The sequence below is a fragment of the Bremerella alba genome, assembly GCF_013618625.1.
Classification (GTDB): Bacteria; Planctomycetota; Planctomycetia; order Pirellulales; family Pirellulaceae; genus Bremerella; species Bremerella alba.
On the sequence record NZ_JABRWO010000021.1, the window covers coordinates 1 to 18,193 of the forward strand.

Annotated in this window: 15 protein-coding genes and 1 pseudogene; 14 read left to right on the top strand and 2 right to left on the bottom strand. The window is 52.9% G+C overall.

Translation table 11 applies throughout. The features are described 5' to 3' along the window. Positions 1 to 233: 233 nt before the first annotated feature. From HOV93_RS24470 to HOV93_RS24515, 11 genes and pseudogenes are all read left to right on the top strand, one after another. A complete protein-coding gene (locus tag HOV93_RS24470) occupies positions 234 to 506 on the top strand; it encodes a hypothetical protein (RefSeq protein WP_207399190.1) in 273 nt (90 codons plus the stop codon). 57 nt (positions 507 to 563) lie between these two features. Then, the gene (locus HOV93_RS24475; protein WP_207399191.1) at positions 564 to 1,133 is read left to right on the top strand and encodes a sigma-70 family RNA polymerase sigma factor; all 570 of its coding nucleotides are present in this window, start codon (positions 564 to 566) and stop codon (positions 1,131 to 1,133) included. Further along, positions 1,130 to 2,740, top strand: coding sequence for a FecR domain-containing protein (locus HOV93_RS24480; RefSeq protein WP_207399192.1), 1,611 nt, complete (start codon positions 1,130 to 1,132; stop codon positions 2,738 to 2,740). Before HOV93_RS24475 ends, HOV93_RS24480 begins: the two co-directional genes overlap by 4 nt. A 20-nt stretch (positions 2,741 to 2,760) precedes the next feature. Further along, complete coding sequence (locus HOV93_RS24485; protein WP_207399193.1) at positions 2,761 to 5,136, top strand: DUF1592 domain-containing protein; 2,376 nt, start codon at positions 2,761 to 2,763, stop codon at positions 5,134 to 5,136. A 20-nt stretch (positions 5,137 to 5,156) separates the two neighbouring features. Then, positions 5,157 to 6,524 (top strand): DUF1552 domain-containing protein, encoded by a 1,368-nt coding sequence (locus HOV93_RS24490; RefSeq protein WP_207399194.1) that lies wholly within the window; start codon positions 5,157 to 5,159, stop codon positions 6,522 to 6,524. A 24-nt stretch (positions 6,525 to 6,548) separates the two neighbouring features. Next, positions 6,549 to 7,832: a hypothetical protein gene (locus tag HOV93_RS24495; RefSeq protein WP_207399195.1), complete on the top strand. Its 1,284-nt coding sequence runs from the start codon at positions 6,549 to 6,551 to the stop codon at positions 7,830 to 7,832. 99 nt (positions 7,833 to 7,931) lie between these two features. Beyond that, positions 7,932 to 8,030 (top strand): type II secretion system protein, encoded by a 99-nt coding sequence (locus HOV93_RS26060; protein ID WP_235990991.1) that lies wholly within the window; start codon positions 7,932 to 7,934, stop codon positions 8,028 to 8,030. Between the two features lie 50 nt (positions 8,031 to 8,080). Continuing rightward, entirely contained in the window at positions 8,081 to 8,323 is a 243-nt protein-coding gene (locus HOV93_RS26065) for a DUF1559 family PulG-like putative transporter (protein WP_235990992.1), read from the top strand. Between the two features lie 134 nt (positions 8,324 to 8,457). Further along, a pseudogene (locus HOV93_RS24505) lies at positions 8,458 to 8,871 on the top strand (DUF1559 family PulG-like putative transporter); the annotation flags it as partial. 80 nt (positions 8,872 to 8,951) lie between these two features. After that, the gene (locus HOV93_RS24510) at positions 8,952 to 9,350 is read left to right on the top strand and encodes a hypothetical protein (protein WP_207399197.1); all 399 of its coding nucleotides are present in this window, start codon (positions 8,952 to 8,954) and stop codon (positions 9,348 to 9,350) included. Positions 9,351 to 9,657: 307 nt separating this feature from the next. Then, a complete protein-coding gene (locus HOV93_RS24515; protein ID WP_235990994.1) occupies positions 9,658 to 9,876 on the top strand; it encodes a hypothetical protein in 219 nt (72 codons plus the stop codon). 39 nt (positions 9,877 to 9,915) lie between these two features. Here the strand turns inward: HOV93_RS24515 and HOV93_RS24520 are convergent, their stop codons facing one another. Together HOV93_RS24520 and HOV93_RS24525 are read right to left on the bottom strand one after the other, a co-directional pair. After that, complete coding sequence (locus tag HOV93_RS24520; protein ID WP_315853472.1) at positions 9,916 to 11,412, bottom strand: DUF1501 domain-containing protein; 1,497 nt, start codon at positions 11,410 to 11,412, stop codon at positions 9,916 to 9,918. Positions 11,413 to 11,433: 21 nt separating this feature from the next. Beyond that, positions 11,434 to 14,409 (bottom strand): DUF1553 domain-containing protein, encoded by a 2,976-nt coding sequence (locus HOV93_RS24525; protein WP_235991003.1) that lies wholly within the window; start codon positions 14,407 to 14,409, stop codon positions 11,434 to 11,436. A gap of 476 nt (positions 14,410 to 14,885) precedes the next feature. Between HOV93_RS24525 and HOV93_RS24530 the strand changes: the two genes are divergently transcribed. The 3 genes from HOV93_RS24530 (at position 14,886) to HOV93_RS24540 (ending at position 18,119) form a co-directional block, all read left to right on the top strand. Continuing rightward, positions 14,886 to 15,437: a sigma-70 family RNA polymerase sigma factor gene (locus HOV93_RS24530; RefSeq protein WP_207399198.1), complete on the top strand. Its 552-nt coding sequence runs from the start codon at positions 14,886 to 14,888 to the stop codon at positions 15,435 to 15,437. A gap of 2 nt (positions 15,438 to 15,439) precedes the next feature. Next, on the top strand, positions 15,440 to 17,098 hold the full coding sequence (locus HOV93_RS24535) for a LamG-like jellyroll fold domain-containing protein (protein WP_207399199.1): 1,659 nt from the start codon (positions 15,440 to 15,442) through the stop codon (positions 17,096 to 17,098). Between the two features lie 124 nt (positions 17,099 to 17,222). After that, positions 17,223 to 18,119: a DUF1559 domain-containing protein gene (locus HOV93_RS24540; RefSeq protein WP_207399200.1), complete on the top strand. Its 897-nt coding sequence runs from the start codon at positions 17,223 to 17,225 to the stop codon at positions 18,117 to 18,119. Positions 18,120 to 18,193 lie beyond the last annotated feature (74 nt).

Genomic DNA, 18,193 nt, shown 5'->3' on the forward strand with positions numbered 1-18,193 from the left:
CCGCGATTCGCTCCAAGGCCAGCACGACGTCTTGGCCGCGGAACCGTGGCTCGACCTCGATCGCCAGACTCTCACGAGTAAAGTGATCGACTATCGTTAACAGCCGGATTCGACGCCCGTTGAACAGTTCGTCGGTCATAAAATCCATCACCCAGCAGTCGTTAATGCGAGTCGCCGAAGGACGCAAGGCACGCGTCCGACAACTGACCCGACGCCGGGGCGTCTTCGTCCGAATGACCAAGATGCGTAAACGACGTGGTCCCGAGCAGACCATCAAGGCTCTGCAAGATGGTGAAGCCATTTTGGTGGCTAGCAAATCGTTGGCCGAAGCTTGTCAGCCCCTCTCAATCAGTGAGGCGACCTGGATGCGGTGGAAGAAAGAGGTCGGTGGCATGAAACACAACCAAGAAATGGCGAGTGCAAAGTGCGACACTGCGCAAATCTTCCGGCACACGAGACAAAAGTTGAAGATTTCTCGTGATTATCATTATTTTGTGTCTTCGTAATGTCCAATTTGCCTACGAATCGGGCAATAGATAGTTACCCACCGACGCTTCCCACCCATGAGCGCCCTGCATACGGACGAAAATATGACCGAGAAGAAAGCGGCGATTTCAAACTCGGACGATCATTTTGTTGAGGCGTTACTGCCTTTGCAAACCCGGCTTTATCGCTACATTGCGAGCCTAACCCCTAATCGAGTCGATGCGGAAGACTTGTTTCAAAAGTCTCTACTTACAGCCTGGCAAGAACGTCAACGATTTAAAACGGATGGTGACCTCTATGCCTGGCTGTGTGGCATAGCACGAAATCACATTCGACATCACTACCGGTCGGTCGAGCGCTGTCGAGAAATGATCGATCATGCCATCGTCGAACAGTTGGCGATTCGTCTCGAAAATGAAGATCGCCATTTTCAAAAGCGTCAGTCAGCATTGACCGAATGTCTCTACAAATTGCCCGTCAAGCAACGCGAGTTAATACAACGATTCTATCAGTCCGATCATTCGATTCGAGACTTTGCCATTTCGCGAAATACGGGCGTCGAGGCGATGTACAAGAGACTACAACGCATTCGGACCGCTCTTGAGTCGTGTATCAAGCAGGCGATTGCCGTGGAGGCAGTCCGATGAAAAACGACTCTCGGTCCCTCAACGAAGTTTCCGATTTGGCTGATCGTTACTACATTGGCCATCTCGATGAAGAGGGAATTGCTCGTTTGAATGAACTCTTGCTTGATAACCCAGAGGCCCAAAAAGCGTTTCTGGAAGTGGCAAGTGTCTATGCTCGGCTGCAGTGGGAGTATTCCAATACGTCGCCAACATCGGATAGGCCGGCTCTCGAAAATCATAAGGGTCAGCAGAGCACACCAATCTCTCGTTCGCCGGTGTACGGTTGGCATTCGTGGGCGACCATTTCCGCCTTGGCGTTTCTGGTTTTCGCCGTTTGGGGTTTGTGGCAGACCGGCTATGTCTCACCGAGCATCCAAGGGAATGTGGCCTTAGCGACCGTGTCACAAGCGATTGATACTCACTGGACTCCAGGGTTCGCGCCACAAGGACCTTCGCTGTTCGCACAGCGTCTACGCCTTGAGAAAGGGCTTGCTCAGCTAACTTTCTCGGGCGGAGCCATCGCAGTACTAAAGGCTCCGGTCGACTTGGAATTGCTTAGTGCGAACGAAGCCTTCTTGCATCAGGGACAAGCGGTCATTCGCATTCCCGAAGGTAGTTCCAACGATCATTTTCACCTTGAAACCCAGAAATCTCGGGTAGTCGATTTAGGGACGGAATTCGGGGTTGAGGTAGACGATGAAGGCGATTCATTGTTGCAGGTTTACGAAGGTGAAGTGCAAGTCACATCCAAGACATTAGACGACCTGGGCTCGCCTCAACTCATACGAGAACGTGAGGCGGTCGTCTTAGGAAGCACTCCGCAGAAGACCGAATTTTGGGCAGAACGATTCGTCCGTGAATTGCCTGGTCCCGATGATCCCGCTGGGCCTGGGTTGTTTCCTTACAACGAGAGCCAGATTCAATCGGTTCGAATCGCCCGCGCAGATAAACCCTTAGATATCGACGCAGATTTATCCGACTGGAACCTGTCATATCGGTTCCACTCAACGGCAAAGCCACCGTATGCAGAGAATTACTACCTGGAGGCGGCCATGATGTATGACGATCAGAACCTCTACATTAGTGCCCACGTGGGAGATCCTCATCCCATGAAAAGTAAAATCCTCCCCAGTGACCCAGCAGATCAGCACGGCGCAGGTGGTTCCGTTGCACTTCGCCTCTCCACGGATCGACAAGCAGGCTGGCCAGTCGAGGCAATGAACCCAAGCCGTCGGCACGGCATTATTCATCCCACTGACCGGAGTGAACAACTGGCATTTGTCGTACTTTGGTACAGCCAATCTCTTCAGAAACCATGCATTCACCTGCGCTATGGGATGGACCTTCACGGAACCCAGGTGAATCCGCCAGGGTACCGGGGCGCATTTCGCAAGGACAAGGATGGCCGCGGCTATACGTTGGAGTACGCCATTCCTTGGTCGCTGCTAAATGCCGAAACCGATCCGCCACAAAGCGGTGACGAGTTGGCTGCCATGTGGTTGGTCCACTGGAGCGACACCCATGGTCGTCGCTGGCAAGGCCAAATTATTGATGTCACCAACCCGGAGGAAACGGATTGGAATTTTGTCGATGCTGCCACTTGGGGCAAAGCAATTTACTTGGATTGAGCATTTTGAACGACCTGCTGATGAATAAGATATTTACCCTGGCAATCCTTCCCGCCGTGCTACTGCTGACCACGGTGCGTTTGGAAGCAAACGATGAATCGCTTCCCTCGTTTCTTCGGACACACTGCGTCCGATGTCATAACGAGGAATCGCAAGAAGGAGACTTCCGCATCGATGCGATTTCTCAAGATTTCGGGTCCCCAACTGACAGCATGCACTGGGCGGAGATTCGCGAAAGGATCAACTCTGGCGAGATGCCTCCGGAAAGTGAGCCACAGCCAACTACGGACGAAATAAGTTCGATTGTTGCATGGATCTCAAAACGTCTTGCCGAAGGAGAGGCGGCCCGGATGGCCATGCATGGTCCGGTTGCCCACTTTCGCCTAAGCAACGAAGAATATGCCAATACGATCTACGATTTACTGGGCGTTCGTTTTGAAGCAGAACGAGCCGGCGTCTTTAATGAAGACCCTCGATGGCACGGATTCAGTCGTATCGGCTCAGAGCTGACACTCTCTCCATCTCATTTAGAACGATACTACGATGCCGCCGAGACCATCGTAAGTCGTGCCAGTTCACTCGCAGCCCATCCGCCGAAACCAGGAACTCGACTTCGAGACAATAACGCCAATCGCCCCGAATGGTTAGATAAGGCGGGAATTGTAGGCCCTGTACGAGATCCGCTTTTGCCAGGTATGGGGACGATGATCGGCAATCTACGAGATGCTGGAAGGTACCGCTTTCGGGTTCAGCTCAGCGCGATGCCCAGTCGATATGGTGTGGCGCCCCATATCTCGGTACGAGATCGCAAAACCAAGCAATCGCACTATGAGGTTGATGTCGTCGCTCCTGAAAAAGAGCCTACAATCATCGAGTTCGAAATTACAGCCAATGAGCGCGATCAGATTAACCTCGCCAACGTCGCTCCAGGTAGTAATCTTTCCTTCAAGTCTAGCGCACCGCAAATATTTATCGATTCCCAGCAAACGCAGGTCATGAGTCCCCGCACGTATAAGTTGACCGATGAGGATGGGAAAGCGATTTATCCTTTGCTGCTTATCGATTGGGTTGAAGTGAAAGGCCCATTGACGGATGAATCGGAGTTGGAAAGCCGTGAGGGATTGTTTCCTGAGGATCAGAATGAGGACATCGATCAAGTGGCAATCCGGCTTCATCAATTCATGGAGCGGGCTTGGCGCCGGCCGGTCAGGGATGTCGAACTGGATGCCTACATCGCACTCATCGAAAGCGAACTGTCCGCAGGGGAATCGCTTTCAAATGCCTATCAAGCCGCTCTCACCTCGGTGCTTACGTCCAAGAACTTTCTTTACCTGATCGAGGGTGATGCCCAGAAAAAGCGGTCCCAACTTAATGACTGGGAACTCGCTTCCCGGCTTTCCTGTTTTCTATGGGGATCGATGCCAGATGAAGCTTTGTTTGCCGCAGCTCGCGAGGGGAACTTACATGAACCAAAAGAGCTACGACGGCAGGTACAACGTATGTTCTCTGACCCGAAGATCGAACGTTTCCTGACCGCGTTTCCTGAGCAGTGGCTACAACTACATCGCTTGGGAATGTTTCCTCCGGACAATCGACTCTATCCTGAATACGATTACTGGCTGGAAGAAAGCATGCGCATGGAGACGCTAGGGTTCTTCCGAGAAGTCTTTGAGAACGATCTCTCGATTCGAGAGTTTCTCGATTCCGACTGGACCATGGTCACTTCGCGTTTGGCTGAGCATTATAACTTGTCCCCGGTCGAAAAGTCCGGACTGCAACGCGTGTCGCTGCGTCCCGAAGATCATCGAGGTGGTTTACTGAGCCAGGCCGCTATCTTGTCTCTTACTTCCGATGGCACACGACATCGTCCCGTACATCGCGGTGTCTTTGTATCGGAAGCCATCTTTGCCAAAACCCCGCCACCTCCACCGGCCAATGTAGAACCGCTGGTCCCCGTCCCAGGGTCATCTCCTAAGGCGACCGTGCGAATGCAATTGGAAGCCCACTCGAAGAATGCAAACTGCGCCGCTTGTCACAAAAACATTGATCCTCTCGGCTTTGCCTTTGACAACTACGACGCGATTGGGCGTTGGTACGCGTACGAAGTCGTTCATTCCGGCCAAGGCGATAACCCGAAGGTCGATGCTTCAGGGATATTGCCAAGTGGTGATCGTTTCCAGAACCCTGCCGAGTTTCGGGCCTTGTTGGCCAATGATATGCCCAGGTTTTCGGAGGCAATGTTCGAGCATCTTGCAACGTTTGCCCTACGTCGGACCATGACGGTGAATGACACCGATGACCTGCAAGCTCTGGTAGAGACATCTCAGGCGACAGACTATCGCTTGAAATCGATGATCGAGGCATTCGTGTTGTCTGATCTTTTCCAAAAACGATAACTCAATCCGGAAGTGAAAATATGCCGTTACAATCTCAAAAATGGAAGTTAAATCGCCGCCATTTTTTGCGTGGCCTGGGGGTTTCTCTGGCGTTGCCTTTTCTTGAATGCATGCAGCCACTTTCATCGGCATTCGGTTCCCCTTCTGGTGCGGCCCCCCGACGAAGTGTCTTCATTTATCTTCCCAACGGCGTTAACACGCTCGATTATCAGATTACCCAATCGGGTAAGGACTATCGGTTTTCCAGGTCGATGAAGTCGTTGGAAAAACATCGAAACGTCATTACACCGATCAGTGGCCTTTATCATCCCCGTGGCATGGGGCAGGCCCATAATTGCGATCAGGTCTGGCTGACGGGAGGAAAGGTCTCGTCCAATTCCATTTCCATCGACCAATTGATGGCGCAACAAACTGGCGTCCATACTCGCCATGCCTCGTTAGAACTGGCAAATTCGGGTGGTGGCTCGCTGGCTTTCAATCCAGACGGTATTCAGTTGCCAGCCAATCCCAATCCCTCCCACGTATTTCGACGATTGTTTCAATCCCAAGCAGGGAAAACAGAACAACGTCGCCGATCGCTTCAGCGAAAAGGCAGTATTCTTGATCTCGTCTCCAACGAGGCGAACCGCTTGGAACGTGCATTGGGGAAAGAAGACAAAGGACGTCTCGATCAATACCTCAGCTCAGTTCGCGACTTAGAGATACGCGTAACCCGCGCCGATGCGTGGCTTGAAAAGCCTTTGCCGGAAATCGACGATCAGACCCGCAAACGCGTCGATCGTAATCCTTCTCAGGAAGAAGTGGGCGAGTATTTCCGGACGATGTATGACCTGATTGTGCTGGCCCTCCAAACGGACATGACCCGCGTTGTCAGCTTCCGCACGGGAGCCGAGGGCAAGGGACTCGCAATTCCGGAAATTGGCATTCTAAACGGCCGGCATGCACTTTCACATCACGGCGGTGATGCCCGAAAAATGGAAGAGCTAACCAACAGCGACACATTCAACCTGGCGCAATTCAGTTACTTCCTCACCCGGCTAAGTGAGACTCAGGAGGGTGACGGGACGCTGCTGGACAACACGATGTTACTCTACGGTAGTGGCATGACCTACGGACACAGCCATGGAAATGCGAATCTCCCTCTGATTCTCGCCGGTGGCAAGTCGATGGGGCTTCGGCACGGGCAGCATCTTGACTTTAACTCTGCCCAGAAAGAGTTTTCCGGCTACGACCTTACGGAAGCAGGCACGCAATATCGGATATGCCACCGCCCAGTCAACAGCAGCGCTCATATGAGTAACCTGTTATTGACGATGGGGCAACGCATGGGACTCGAGATTGAAAACTTTGCCGACAGCAGCGGCGAAGTCTCCGAACTTATCGGCTAAACAATTATGGAATACAAGCGAGTAATGAAGATAACACTACTGCTTTTGATAAGCCTATGTGGTCTGGCCTCGGTACAAGGCGAGGAACTCGACAACGTAACGCCACCACTCGGCGAGTTCCCCGCGCCCGGCACCGGCATGTACTTGTCGGGGGAGGTCGTCTTTGTCGATCCCATCAATCGCCGGGCCGCACTACGGATCGATGGCGATGGCGTCGAGAACCGATATGACAAAGCCGCCCCAAGTCGTTTTGCGATGTTGCCGTATGGTTCAATCTGGTACCAGGGCGCATTAGCTGATCTGCGTGATGTCCCCATCGGAACTCATGTCCATGGACTGTTTTATCGTGCGCCGGACTGGGATCGCTCGATACCGCCCTACGATGGACGACGAGAACGAGGTCAGTATGTTTCTCCTTATACTCATTGCTTATTGCTGGAAGACGATTTCAGTTGGTACCAGCGACGGGGCGTTGCCTGGGAAGTTACCAAAATCACCACAGTTACGACCAAAAAGGTTGCCAAGCATGGGGGCGTGTGGGACGAACCAGTTCCCGCGATGGTGACGATGATCCCCGTAGGCAAGTCGCTAGAAACAGGGCTGCAAGGCCCTCAAGACTTTAGCCTGGACGATTCCACGATCGTCTGGAAAGACCGAGGCCTGGGTACCCTTGAAGATCTTAAGATCGGTCAAATTGTGCAGTTCAATTTGGCTTGGTGTCGTGACTGGAAGAATAAACGCTTTCACCTGGGGAAAGTCTGGATTGATGAAGCAAGTCGCGAAGCCGTCACTGCCCGACAACGTGCGCAGTTCAGTCGTAATTTGCACCACTATTGGTTGCCAGGCTGGATCGGCTCGGTGGAATACCAGGAACCAGGCAAATTCTATCAACCCGACAAAAACTATCACGAGATTGAAGGCGAAATTGGCAAAGGAATCATCACGGTAACTTTGTTTGATAATATCGGAGAAGAACGCCTCCAGAAGGTGGCGGATACCTTCAAAGTATCGACTCAGTATGCAATGTGCGCTTCTGAAAATACACTGCGAACCTGGTTGCAGCCATTTCTTTCATGCGGACGCATCATGGATGTGAAGCGTATTGCGAATCCTCCGCCTGGAAGCAGTGGTATCCAATTTCGGCTGTGGTATTCGCAGCCTCTGCAAGAATGGCACCGACCCGGAAGAATCATCCGATTTCGGCCCGAGATTCCTAGCGTCCCAAACTCTTGGGAGGTCAATGCATTGCCCCCTGAGTTTAGAATCCGGGAACCCAAGTTAAGGTTTTCCGAACTCATCATGGACTGATAGCACTTCGCGTGGAGAGTTGCAATGGGCAAGTACTGCCTTTCCACTCAAGCATTCATTTTCTCATCTATCCGTTCGTAAAATTCAAGGAGCCGGCACATGACTGTTCCCCACCAAAGAAAGACGTTTTATTGCCCTAGCGCTGGTGCATTCACCCTCGTAGAACTTCTTGTAGTCATCGCGATCATTGGATTTTAATTGCATTACTATTGCCCGCAGTGCAGCAGGCTCGCGAGGCGGCTCGGCGGATGCAATGCACCAACAATCTCAAACAGATAGGTCTCGCGACGCACAACTATCACGATAAGTTTGGCACCATGCCGCATGGGCAGGAAAGCTATCAGTCTAGCCCATCTCGCAGGTCATGCTTTCTCATTGGCTTGCTGCCTTATCTGGAAGAGCAGACGCTATCGAACTTAGTCCAAGAGAAGCTTCAAAATCCACAAACGATCAAGTACTTCATTTTGGAAACGCGATTATCAACCAAGTGATCTCCGGAATGCTCTGCCCGAGCGATCCGCGTAATCCGAAGGTTGTCCATAATGGTTTTCATGGAAATTATGTCGGTTGCTATGGCAACACGGATGCCTGGTCATCATCGTAAGGATCAAACAATTACAACTACAATGGGATGTTCCATCCACGTTCTGCCGTTCCGCTTAGCGCCGTTACCGATGGAACGACCAATACCATTGCCTTTGGCGAGATCGTTCTTTCGCCCCGTAATGAAGATCGTCGAGGCCGCTACTGGAACGCAGAAAACACCAACGCTTTGGTAACGACTCTCTTCCCTCCCAATTCGCTTCGCGGTGACGTCTTGCTCGGCAATTCGCAGCGATGCGTCGATGCCCCGTATGCTCCTTGCCTCTCGATAACGGGGACTGGTGGTCGAGGACTAGCGGTGCGAAGCGTGCACCCGACCGGAGCAAATATACTGCTGGTCGATGGTTCCGTCCGATTCGTCAGCAATGCCGTCAATCAGGTGACCTACAAGGCCTTGGGATCTCGAAATGGAGGAGAGGTACTTGGTGAATACTAGTGGCTTTCCCCGTTTTCCATTTCCCCACGTTCTCGTACGCCCCATTGGGCGTGCGCAAGGTATTTGAAGGTCGTCGAACGATGAAAAGTTTGTATTTCTTCGCCGTGTTTGCGGCTTGGTGTTTTGTTTCAGGCTGCGGAAGCGACTCAGGCCTGGTCACCTACACGGTCTCCGGCTTTGTCACATTCCAGGGAGAGCCGGTTGGAAAAGGAAGCGTCCTCTTGCTGCCCAAATCCGAGGAATTGCACATGACCTCCGGTAACTTTCATAACGGCAGCTATTCGTTGGAAGCCGAGGCCGGAGAATACCTGGTACAAATTACGGGCGTACGCGCGATACCTGGTAAGTTTACGAAGGATTCGGATGGCAACGACGTTCCTGTACTGGAGCAATACATACCGAAGACGTTCAACTCGAACTCGGAACTTACGATTCAAGTTGGACCTGATGCCACAGGGTCCTTTGACTTTGATTTGTAATAGATCATCTTGCGCGGTTTCTAATGAGGCCAGAGATGTCGATCCAATTGGGCAGGCCAATCTCCCTCGAGCGTCGTTACTGAGAAGTAGAAGCCCTTCGCGGTAACATCACGCGTGAACTCCACATCTAACCAACCACAGGGGAAATCATCAACGACCGTCGCGACGATGACTAACCATTGCCATTTCAGTTGTCCCTGCGGCAGGCGCTGCCAATCCCGAGAAGAAGCCAGCCGGAAAGCTACTCAACACGCGAGCTGCCGGATTTGGCATCGTTCGTTTGAATAAGAAATCAAGAGAAATCACCATGGAGTGTTGTCCGAGGAACGTCGACATCACGGCCGTCGGTGCCCAACAATACCCAGGCTGGCCGCGCACGATTTCCCAGTTCGACAACGACAATCCGCCCTCTTGGGGACAGCTTGGCGAAATGACGTTCGACGTCGAAAACCCGGTCGTTCAGTTGATCGACGCCGAAAGCGCCCAGGTCGATGGCGACCCGCGTCAAGTGACGCTGGGTCAGTAGCTCATCGAAAGCTTGGCACGTTGGCAAAGTTTCCCGAGTTTAAGCAATGATGTCGCGAATCACGTGGCCATGGACATCGGTTAACCGGCGGTCGATGCCGTTGTGACGTACCGTCAGGCGAGTGTGATCGATCCCCAGCAGGTGCAAGATCGTAGCGTGGATGTCATACCCTTGGGTCGCTCGATCCCGTAAGAGAGGCTTGTATCCCCATTGATCGGAAGGCCCATAGGTAGTCCCGCCACGGATGCCGCCACCGGCGAGCCAGTTGGTGAAGACGTAGGGGTTGTGATCGCGGCCGGTTCCGCCCTGCGAGGAAGGCATCCGTCCGAATTCCGTTGTCCAAAGAATGATGGTATCGTCGAGCATGCCTCGCTGTTTCAAATCTTGAATCAGCGCAGCCGAGCCGCGGGCCATCCCTTGAGCAAGCGGACCATGATCACGTTCGATGTTTTCGTGAGAATCCCAGTTTCGACGAGGGAAGCCATTGTCATTTCCTGACCAAATTTGCACGAACCGGACTCCTCTCTCCAGCAATCGTCGGGCGACCAGGCACTTCTTGCCGAATTCGACAGTCTCTTCTTGGGGATTGATCTTTGAGGGAAATTCAGCTGGCACCGAATCGAGGCCATACATTTTCAGGATGTGGTTGGGCTCGTCTGTCGTGTCGAATGCTTCGGGAGCCGCTAACTGCATCTTGGCGGCCAACTCGTAGCTCTGAATACGAGCATCCAATTGGGGGCCACCATCACGCTGCTGAGCGTGCTGCTGATTCAACTGGCGTAGGATTTGATGCCCCATTTGATCTCCCTTTTCGGTGACATAGTCACCATGCTGGGAGGGAAAGAGGTCCGTGATCGGAACGTCGCGAGAAGGATAGACGACGGTCCCTTGATGCCGGGATGACAGGAACATCGAATCCCAGTTTTTGGTACCGTTGGAAGCGAGGCCACGTCGGTCGGGCAGCACTACAAACGTCGGCAGGTTGTCATTAACGCTTCCCAGCCCATAGCTGACCCAAGATCCCATTGCCGGAAATCCTGGTCGGTCGAAACCGGTCGTTTGTAGCAAGGTCGCCTGACTATGCACGCCAGACTTGCCGACCACGTTGTGAATGAAAGCCATGTCATCAACAACCGGTGCAAGATCCGAGACAACTTCGCTTAGCATCTTGCCGCATTGACCATACGGCTGAAACTTCCAGACCGGCTTGAGCCACGGGCCTAAACCATTCTGGAATGCTTCGACGGGCTCGCCGAAATCGGAAGGCTGTCCGTGACGCTTTACCAGCTCAGGTTTGTGATCGAACAAATCGACATGACTAGCCGCGCCGGCCATGAATAGCTGAACAACACGTTTCGCTTTCGGAGGATGGTGGATAATGTGGCTATTGGGCTGGCTGCCCAGCAGTTGCTCCTGCTGGAGTAGACTCGCCAGCGCGATGCCCCCCAGACCTCCACCACTTTGCCATAGAAACTGGCGACGGGTCGGAAGCTCTTGGGGAATCGATCCATGAGGAAACGCAGAAGTTGCAGACACGTGTTCGACCTTTTCGAAGCGTTAATCGACGAGCACAAATTCGTTTAGATTGAGAATAAGACGACAGGTATTCGCCAAGCCATGTTGCTGGGCGTAGGTGGTTAACGCGTCCATTTCTTCGGAACGGGGCGATCTACCTAATGCCAATTCCATCGCCCGCGCGACCTGCTGGTCGAGGGAATCACGTTCCTCTTCAACCCGCTCGGCAAAGTGCTGTGCCATGACAATGGTCAGTTTGTTGTTCATCATCGAGAGCGCTTGCAGCGGAGTGATTGAATTGTTTCGCTGCGCGACTTGCATTGATGGATCGGCACAGTTGAAAACGGTCATGAACGGGTCGGTTTGAGACCGAACCAGGAACCGGTAGATGCTGCGACGATGTGATTTAGGATCGTCGGGGTCGTGTAAGTGATATTGGTAGTGAGGCGAGTGTTGCGGTTTCTCGATGACGAAATTCTGGAAGCTTGGCCCCCACATTTTAAGATCGAGCTTGCCTGCTACCGAGAGAACCGTGTCGCGAAGCTCTTCCGAATCGAGGTGACGGCGCTGAGCCCGCCAGAAGTAGCGATTGTTTTTGTCAACTTGATCGTATCGTGTGATGTCGTGGGATGACTGACGATAGGTGGCACTCAGCACGATCAGGCGGTGCATCTGCTTGAGCGACTGTCCGCCGTCGCGAAACTCCATCGCCAACCATTCCAGCAGTTCGGGATGCGTGGGCAGTTGTCCCATTCGTCCAAAGTCGTTGGGGGTGGCGACGATTGCCTGGCCCATGTGATACTGCCAAATGCGATTGACAATCGAGCGCCAGGTAAGTGGATTTCGAGAGTCGGTTAGCCAACGAGCCAATGCGGCGCGGCGCTGTCCCTCGGAGGAATCATCCTCCAGGTTGAGTTCTGCGGAAAGCCCTTCGATACAGTCCAGCGATTTGGGAGATACGACCGGCCCTGGAGTACTTACGTTGCCACGATAGAGCAATCGAATCTCACGCGGCTCGCCACCACTGGGCCCGGTGCCTCGGAAAGCGCCGCTACCATGATGTATCGAACCGGCGTAAATGTGATCCCTGGCGGGCAGACTTTCCAATTGTTGGTCGACTCTCGCGAGTTGGTCGGTAACCGCATCGTACCGTTGTTGCATCTCTGCCGGGACGGACTTCTCGAGAATCACTTTTCTTTGATCGTGCAGGGCTTGGACGACCGAATCGCTGGCCGGGGCGTTCGGATGGATATCATCCACCAAGTTTTTCAGGGCCCAGCGTACTGGCAACTCAATCGTTGTCGAGGCGGTAACCGGCTTGCCCAGCGCGACGTTGTTGCCGGCTTGATCAAAGACGCGTAACTCGGCAAGTGCGAAGATATAGTCATTCAGCCGGCTCGCCAGCCGCATCGCCGTAAAACGAACGTACCGGGCGCTGGTTTTGGAAGTTTTGAACGATTGGGGACGGAGCAATGGGTTGGGAACATTTGCTGCCGTGTGATCAAGCAGCATCGTTACGTCGCGATCGAACTGCGGGTTGTCGGAAACCTCGATCTTGAACCGTGGAGGGAAACCAAACCCAGCACCGATCCGGTTGTAATCATCGAAGCAGGCAATGTATTCCAGTTCCGAAATCGCGATCGATTTCTCCAGGTCAATTTGTACCCACTGAGACTGGTCGGGGGACGAAGCGATTTCGCTATGGTACCCATACTGAGGCGGGTGGCCATCCGATGGCTTTTCATGAGCCGCGATTTTCTGATCGAGGCGAGCCAGCTCACTGCCTCCCAGTTTCTGAATCGTCGACTTGATCTCGGCTTGCTGCTTGGCAAACGTCTCTTTCTGAGACGTTAATTCTTCCCATTTTCGATTCAGGTCAGGGTCTCGGAAGTAGGCTTTGTCGGTTCGGTCGATTGCCGCGAATACCGATTGAAGCGAGTAATAGTCTTCTTGGGAAATCGGGTCGAATTTATGATCGTGGCACTGGGCGCAGCCGACGGTCACACTGTTAAACGTCATCATGGTATTCTGCACCATATCGTCCCGATCGAGGTGGCGTGCGATCTTGCCGTCGGTCTTCGATTCAGGTACTTCGACATGGCCGATGAAGTCCCATGGTCCCGCTGCCAGAAAACCCAACCCCTCAATTCCGTCGGCAGTCCCGGGAAACAGGACATCGCCTGCAATTTGTTCCTGGATAAAGCGGGAATAGGGCTTGTCTTCGTTCAACGACCGTATGACATAGTCGCGATAAGGCCAAGCATTCGGCCGTGGCTTGTCTTTGTCATAGCCATGGGTTTCGCCGAAATGGACAAGGTCTAGCCAATGCCGCGCCCAGCGTTCACCGTAGTGCGGTGAGGCGAGCAACGAGTCGACCAAACGCTGGTAGGCATCCGGATCGGGATCGGATACAAACGAATCAATTTCCTCGGGCGTCGGAGGCAGGCCGATCAAGTCGAAGTAAATTCGACGAATAAGCGTTCGACGGTCCGCTTCCGGTGAAGGAGATAAGCCCAGTTGGGCATGCTTTCGAGCAACGAAGTTGTCGATCGGTGTACGCACCCAAGCAGCTTGGGATGGATCCAACTTCGGCAATGGCACCGCAACAAGGGGGCTAAGCGACCACCATCGCGGTGGCGTAAGCGTTTGCTTTTTCGGCCAGGGAGCTCCTGCTTGAATCCAATCACGTACTGCCTGGACTTCTGCCGGAGAAAGAGGGTCTCCCGACTTGGGCATGGCGGCGCCGTGTTGATCAGGGGTAATCAGCTCCAGAAGATAGCTGGAGTCCGGCTCGTGTTGAATGATGACAGGGCCGCTTTCACCGCCCTCCAATGCCTGTTGAGCATGTTGAAGGGAAAGTCCGCCCTTGAGGTTATCATCGCTGTGACAAGAGACACACTTGTTTTCAAAGATCGCCGCGACTTCGCGCGGCATTGGTGGGGTTTCGGCGAGTGCTTCCAACGAACTGACAAGACAGAACAAACAAAGGCTCATCGGAAAATAGGTCAGACGTAGCATCAAACTGGCATCCATGAGGGGCAGTGGCAGGTGAATTTGTCTTGAGCCTTCGAATGAGGACTAACGAAAAGCCCCTCGCCTCAATGTTCGTTGATGGAATTTCGTGACAAGATTGGTCGTGGGGCTCTGTAAGTAATTACGCATGCCTGCGGAGATTGATACCGAAAAAAATATATCTTGCCGAGAATCGCACTCGGTTTCGCCCCGCAATTACCTTGGCACAGGGCGATTTTTTGCCGGCACAGTGTGCGTTTGGGAAACCAATGGAAAAGGCTCATTTTCCAAAAGGTCGTTGGAAAGCAGGGGCGATCAAATCCGCAAGACAGAAAAAAGTTCACGAAAAAGGTATCAATCGGGATTCCGAGGCGCAATTAACTAATATCTGCATGTTTTCCAAGACTGGAAACGCATGCTCAATCCAATGTCCTCGTCGTATTGGTTCGTCTGTCGGTCAAATTATGTGTACCACTTCTGATATGCATCAGCGCAACGAATGCTCGCCTGACGAAAGCGAACGGTACGAACAGTTTCTGGGGTACTTTCTGCGAGATCAGTATCGTGTCTTTGCCTATATTTTGGCACTGGTCCCGTCTCGTAGTGACGCCGATGACATCTTCCAGGAAACGAGCCTGGTCCTTTGGAGAGAATACGCTCGGTTTGACGTCGAGCGAGAGTTTTTTCCGTGGGCGATAGGGATCGCCAAAAACCAAGTCTTGAAGCATTGGCGTCAACGCAAGAGCGATCGCCATATCTATAACGACGCTCTCATGGAGCGACTTAGTGACGAAGCGATTGAGGTAGTCCTGGCAAGAGAACCTCGCATGGCCGCCCTGCGTGATTGTTTGCAAGGATTAACGGCGCGTCAGCATGACCTGGTCGAGCAATTCTACGGTAAACGTTTTGAGGCGGCTCTGATTGCCCAGCACTGGAATCGTTCGGTGTTTACGGTTTACAAAGCGCTCAAAGTGCTTCGAAAAACCTTGCTTCAGTGTATTGATAGAAAACTGGCCGAAGGACAAGTTCCGTAACAATGGAATCGGAAGATCAACAATTCGATCGTGAGACGCTGTACGAACTAGCGGCCGATGTGCTTGATGGTGTGGCGACGCCGCACCAGAGGGCACAACTGGAAGCGTGGCTGGATAAAGACCCCCAGGCACGCCAGGCATATTTGAAATACATGCTGTTGCATGCCGAATTGAGCCTGACTTCCGAGCAAATGCTAGTCGAGTCGGAAGTACCGAAGGAGATGCTTTCCCAACCATCGGCCGCACGTGATAGGTCGATCTCCAGAAAGCGACCTTTTTCGTATCAAGCGGTCAGTGCCCTATTGGCGTTGTCTGCATCGATCGTCCTTGCCGTGCTGGTCTATGGCGTCACTAGCCAGCTCGCGTTGGATCAGGTGCTACCTCTCGCGACTCAGTCCTACTACGATCATCGTGAACAAACACGTGCCGTGATTGCCACGTCGAAGGACCCTAACCTCGGTTTACCGGGACAGCTCTCCGAACAAATTCGCCCCCTGATGACTTCCACGATATGGCAAACGGATGGCGAATCGGAGGTTGCGTTTAAAGGAGGAGCCGATGTCCGGCTGCATGGCCCCACGGTATTTGGCTTGGAGTCACCCGATATGGGCGTGCTCTTAGCAGGCGCCATCAGTGCTCGGCAATCGAATCCCTCATCGCAATTCACCGTACAAACGTCTCACATCCGAGTCGTTGATAAGGGGGCCGAGTTTCACGTGCACATCGACGATCAAGGTGCAACGGAAGTGCAGTCTTCGGCCGGAGAAGTCGAAATCCAAACCCAAGTTCGACTGCCCAGGTATTACTGGAACTTTGAATCTCCCACCCCATTGAGAGACCTGGTGCATGGCGAAGAAATTCAGCTGGGAAGTTCGGCAAAACATGTATCGGGTCTGATTGGAGACGGGGCGCTCGCGTTTGACAACTCCTACCATTCCTACGGTCAGGTGCTCGGCGGGACTGGCCCCCAAGTAGGCACGGGTCGCTTTGCGGTAACGCACGGTATTTCTATTGAAGTGGTCTGCACTTCGAAATGGTCTGGCGAGTGGCAGGATTACGACGAGATCTTTCGTAAGGAAGATGGTGACTGCCGTATCCTGCTTAGTTTTCAGCTCGACGACTTTGACTATTCGGTACCTGAAATTCCCACTGGCCCATGTTTATCGTTTGGGCTCAACCTAGCCGATAAAGGTTATGACGAGTTGGACATGCCGCTCGATGGTAAGAATGGTCGTCCTACGGTCGAGGAAATGACCGATGGGCGTCCGCATCATATCGTGGCCACGTATGACTTTTTCACGGGTCGAAAGTCTATCTATATCGATGGCCGGCTGCGTTTTGAACATGTCTATCCCAAAGGAATGTTGATTCTCAGCGGAGGTCCGGCTCCGGCACGGATCGGCAATTTACACCGATCGGGCGATGTCCAGGGAATTGAGCCCTACCATGGTGTGATCGATGAAGTTGCCTATTACGACTTCGCGCTCACGCCCGAAGAGATTGCAGCTCACTACGAGCGGGTTAGTCAAGGAAAAGATTACTTCGGTATTCCTGCCTCAGAGTTTCAAAAGGAACGCTGGGTGCCCATGGCGATCGTAGCCGAAGGAGAAAGCCGTTTGTTTCAACCCATTCGTGCTCAGGGGGTGCAAAAGGATAGCTGATTTTCCTGGGCAATGTTGCCCACCCTGTCACGCAATATTGCCCAAACCAAACGCACAGTGAGTGAATTGTGCGTAATGTCTTATCAAAATTCTCATTTCTTATCGCTTTTCGGGAGACTGACGTATGTCAGGTCGATTTATGAAAAATCGCGCCGCGTTTACCCTGGTGGAATTGCTGGTCGTGATCGCGATCATCGGCGTACTGATCGCCTTGCTTTTGCCGGCGGTTCAACAAGCACGAGAAGCCGCGCGGCGGATGCAGTGTAACAATCAGATTAAGCAGTGGAGTCTGGCATTTCACAATCATGCCGATGTGAAAGGTCATTTCCCGATCGGGTCGCAGAATGGGACCTTCGGGCCACGGCAAACGTGGGTGATTACGTGTTGGCCATACATTGAGCAAAGTGCGTTGTACGATCGGTACGATGTCACGCAGGCTTTCCACGTATCGCCGCACATCGACCAAAGCGCAGATACGGGACTGTGTGCCCAGTTTGTCGACCTATACTTCTGCCCGAGCGATGGCGGAAACCGCTTGTGGAAAGGAGACACCTACTGGCGTTCTCGCGCAAATTATGTCGTTAATTTCGGAAACAATGCCGAAGCGACGGCCGCACTTAAGTCGGCGCCCTTTATGCACAATGGCAAGGTAGGTTTCCGCGACATCACAGATGGGACATCCAACACGATGATGATCTCGGAAGTGATCATGGCAGCCAAAGATACGCACAACGATGAACGTGGCGATATATTCAACGACGACATTGCTGCCGCCTGGTATTCGACGCATTCCACTCCGAATTCCGGCGTCGATTCCATCCGCGTTTGCGTCAACGAGGCACCCAACCCACCCTGCGATACGGCAGCGGCCAAAAAGAACTCGGCACGCAGTCGCCATCCCGGGGGTGTGAATGTCGGGTTCGGGGATGGATCGGTGCGATTTATCTCCGACACGATCTCGCATTCAGTCTATAAGGCACTTGGCACTACTCAGGGTTCCGAAGTGATCACGCTGGACTAACACGACGCTTGATCCATCGCACGAAGTACCCGTCTCTCGGGGGTACTTCGTGTCCACAATCCAATCGTTGGATG

What these genes read in the sequence shown, in the direction of transcription:
- HOV93_RS24470 (WP_207399190.1), top strand. Translation starts at nt 234, where the DNA reads ATGACCAAGATGCGTAAACGACGTGGTCCCGAGCAGACCATCAAGGCT.
- HOV93_RS24475 (WP_207399191.1), top strand. Translation starts at nt 564, where the DNA reads ATGAGCGCCCTGCATACGGACGAAAATATGACCGAGAAGAAAGCGGCG.
- HOV93_RS24480 (WP_207399192.1), top strand. Translation starts at nt 1,130, where the DNA reads ATGAAAAACGACTCTCGGTCCCTCAACGAAGTTTCCGATTTGGCTGAT.
- HOV93_RS24485 (WP_207399193.1), top strand. Translation starts at nt 2,761, where the DNA reads ATGAATAAGATATTTACCCTGGCAATCCTTCCCGCCGTGCTACTGCTG.
- HOV93_RS24490 (WP_207399194.1), top strand. Translation starts at nt 5,157, where the DNA reads ATGCCGTTACAATCTCAAAAATGGAAGTTAAATCGCCGCCATTTTTTG.
- HOV93_RS24495 (WP_207399195.1), top strand. Translation starts at nt 6,549, where the DNA reads ATGAAGATAACACTACTGCTTTTGATAAGCCTATGTGGTCTGGCCTCG.
- HOV93_RS26060 (WP_235990991.1), top strand. Translation starts at nt 7,932, where the DNA reads ATGACTGTTCCCCACCAAAGAAAGACGTTTTATTGCCCTAGCGCTGGT.
- HOV93_RS26065 (WP_235990992.1), top strand. Translation starts at nt 8,081, where the DNA reads ATGCAATGCACCAACAATCTCAAACAGATAGGTCTCGCGACGCACAAC.
- HOV93_RS24510 (WP_207399197.1), top strand. Translation starts at nt 8,952, where the DNA reads ATGAAAAGTTTGTATTTCTTCGCCGTGTTTGCGGCTTGGTGTTTTGTT.
- HOV93_RS24515 (WP_235990994.1), top strand. Translation starts at nt 9,658, where the DNA reads ATGGAGTGTTGTCCGAGGAACGTCGACATCACGGCCGTCGGTGCCCAA.
- HOV93_RS24525 (WP_235991003.1), bottom strand. Translation starts at nt 14,409, where the DNA reads ATGCTACGTCTGACCTATTTTCCGATGAGCCTTTGTTTGTTCTGTCTT.
- HOV93_RS24530 (WP_207399198.1), top strand. Translation starts at nt 14,886, where the DNA reads ATGCATCAGCGCAACGAATGCTCGCCTGACGAAAGCGAACGGTACGAA.
- HOV93_RS24535 (WP_207399199.1), top strand. Translation starts at nt 15,440, where the DNA reads ATGGAATCGGAAGATCAACAATTCGATCGTGAGACGCTGTACGAACTA.
- HOV93_RS24540 (WP_207399200.1), top strand. Translation starts at nt 17,223, where the DNA reads ATGTCAGGTCGATTTATGAAAAATCGCGCCGCGTTTACCCTGGTGGAA.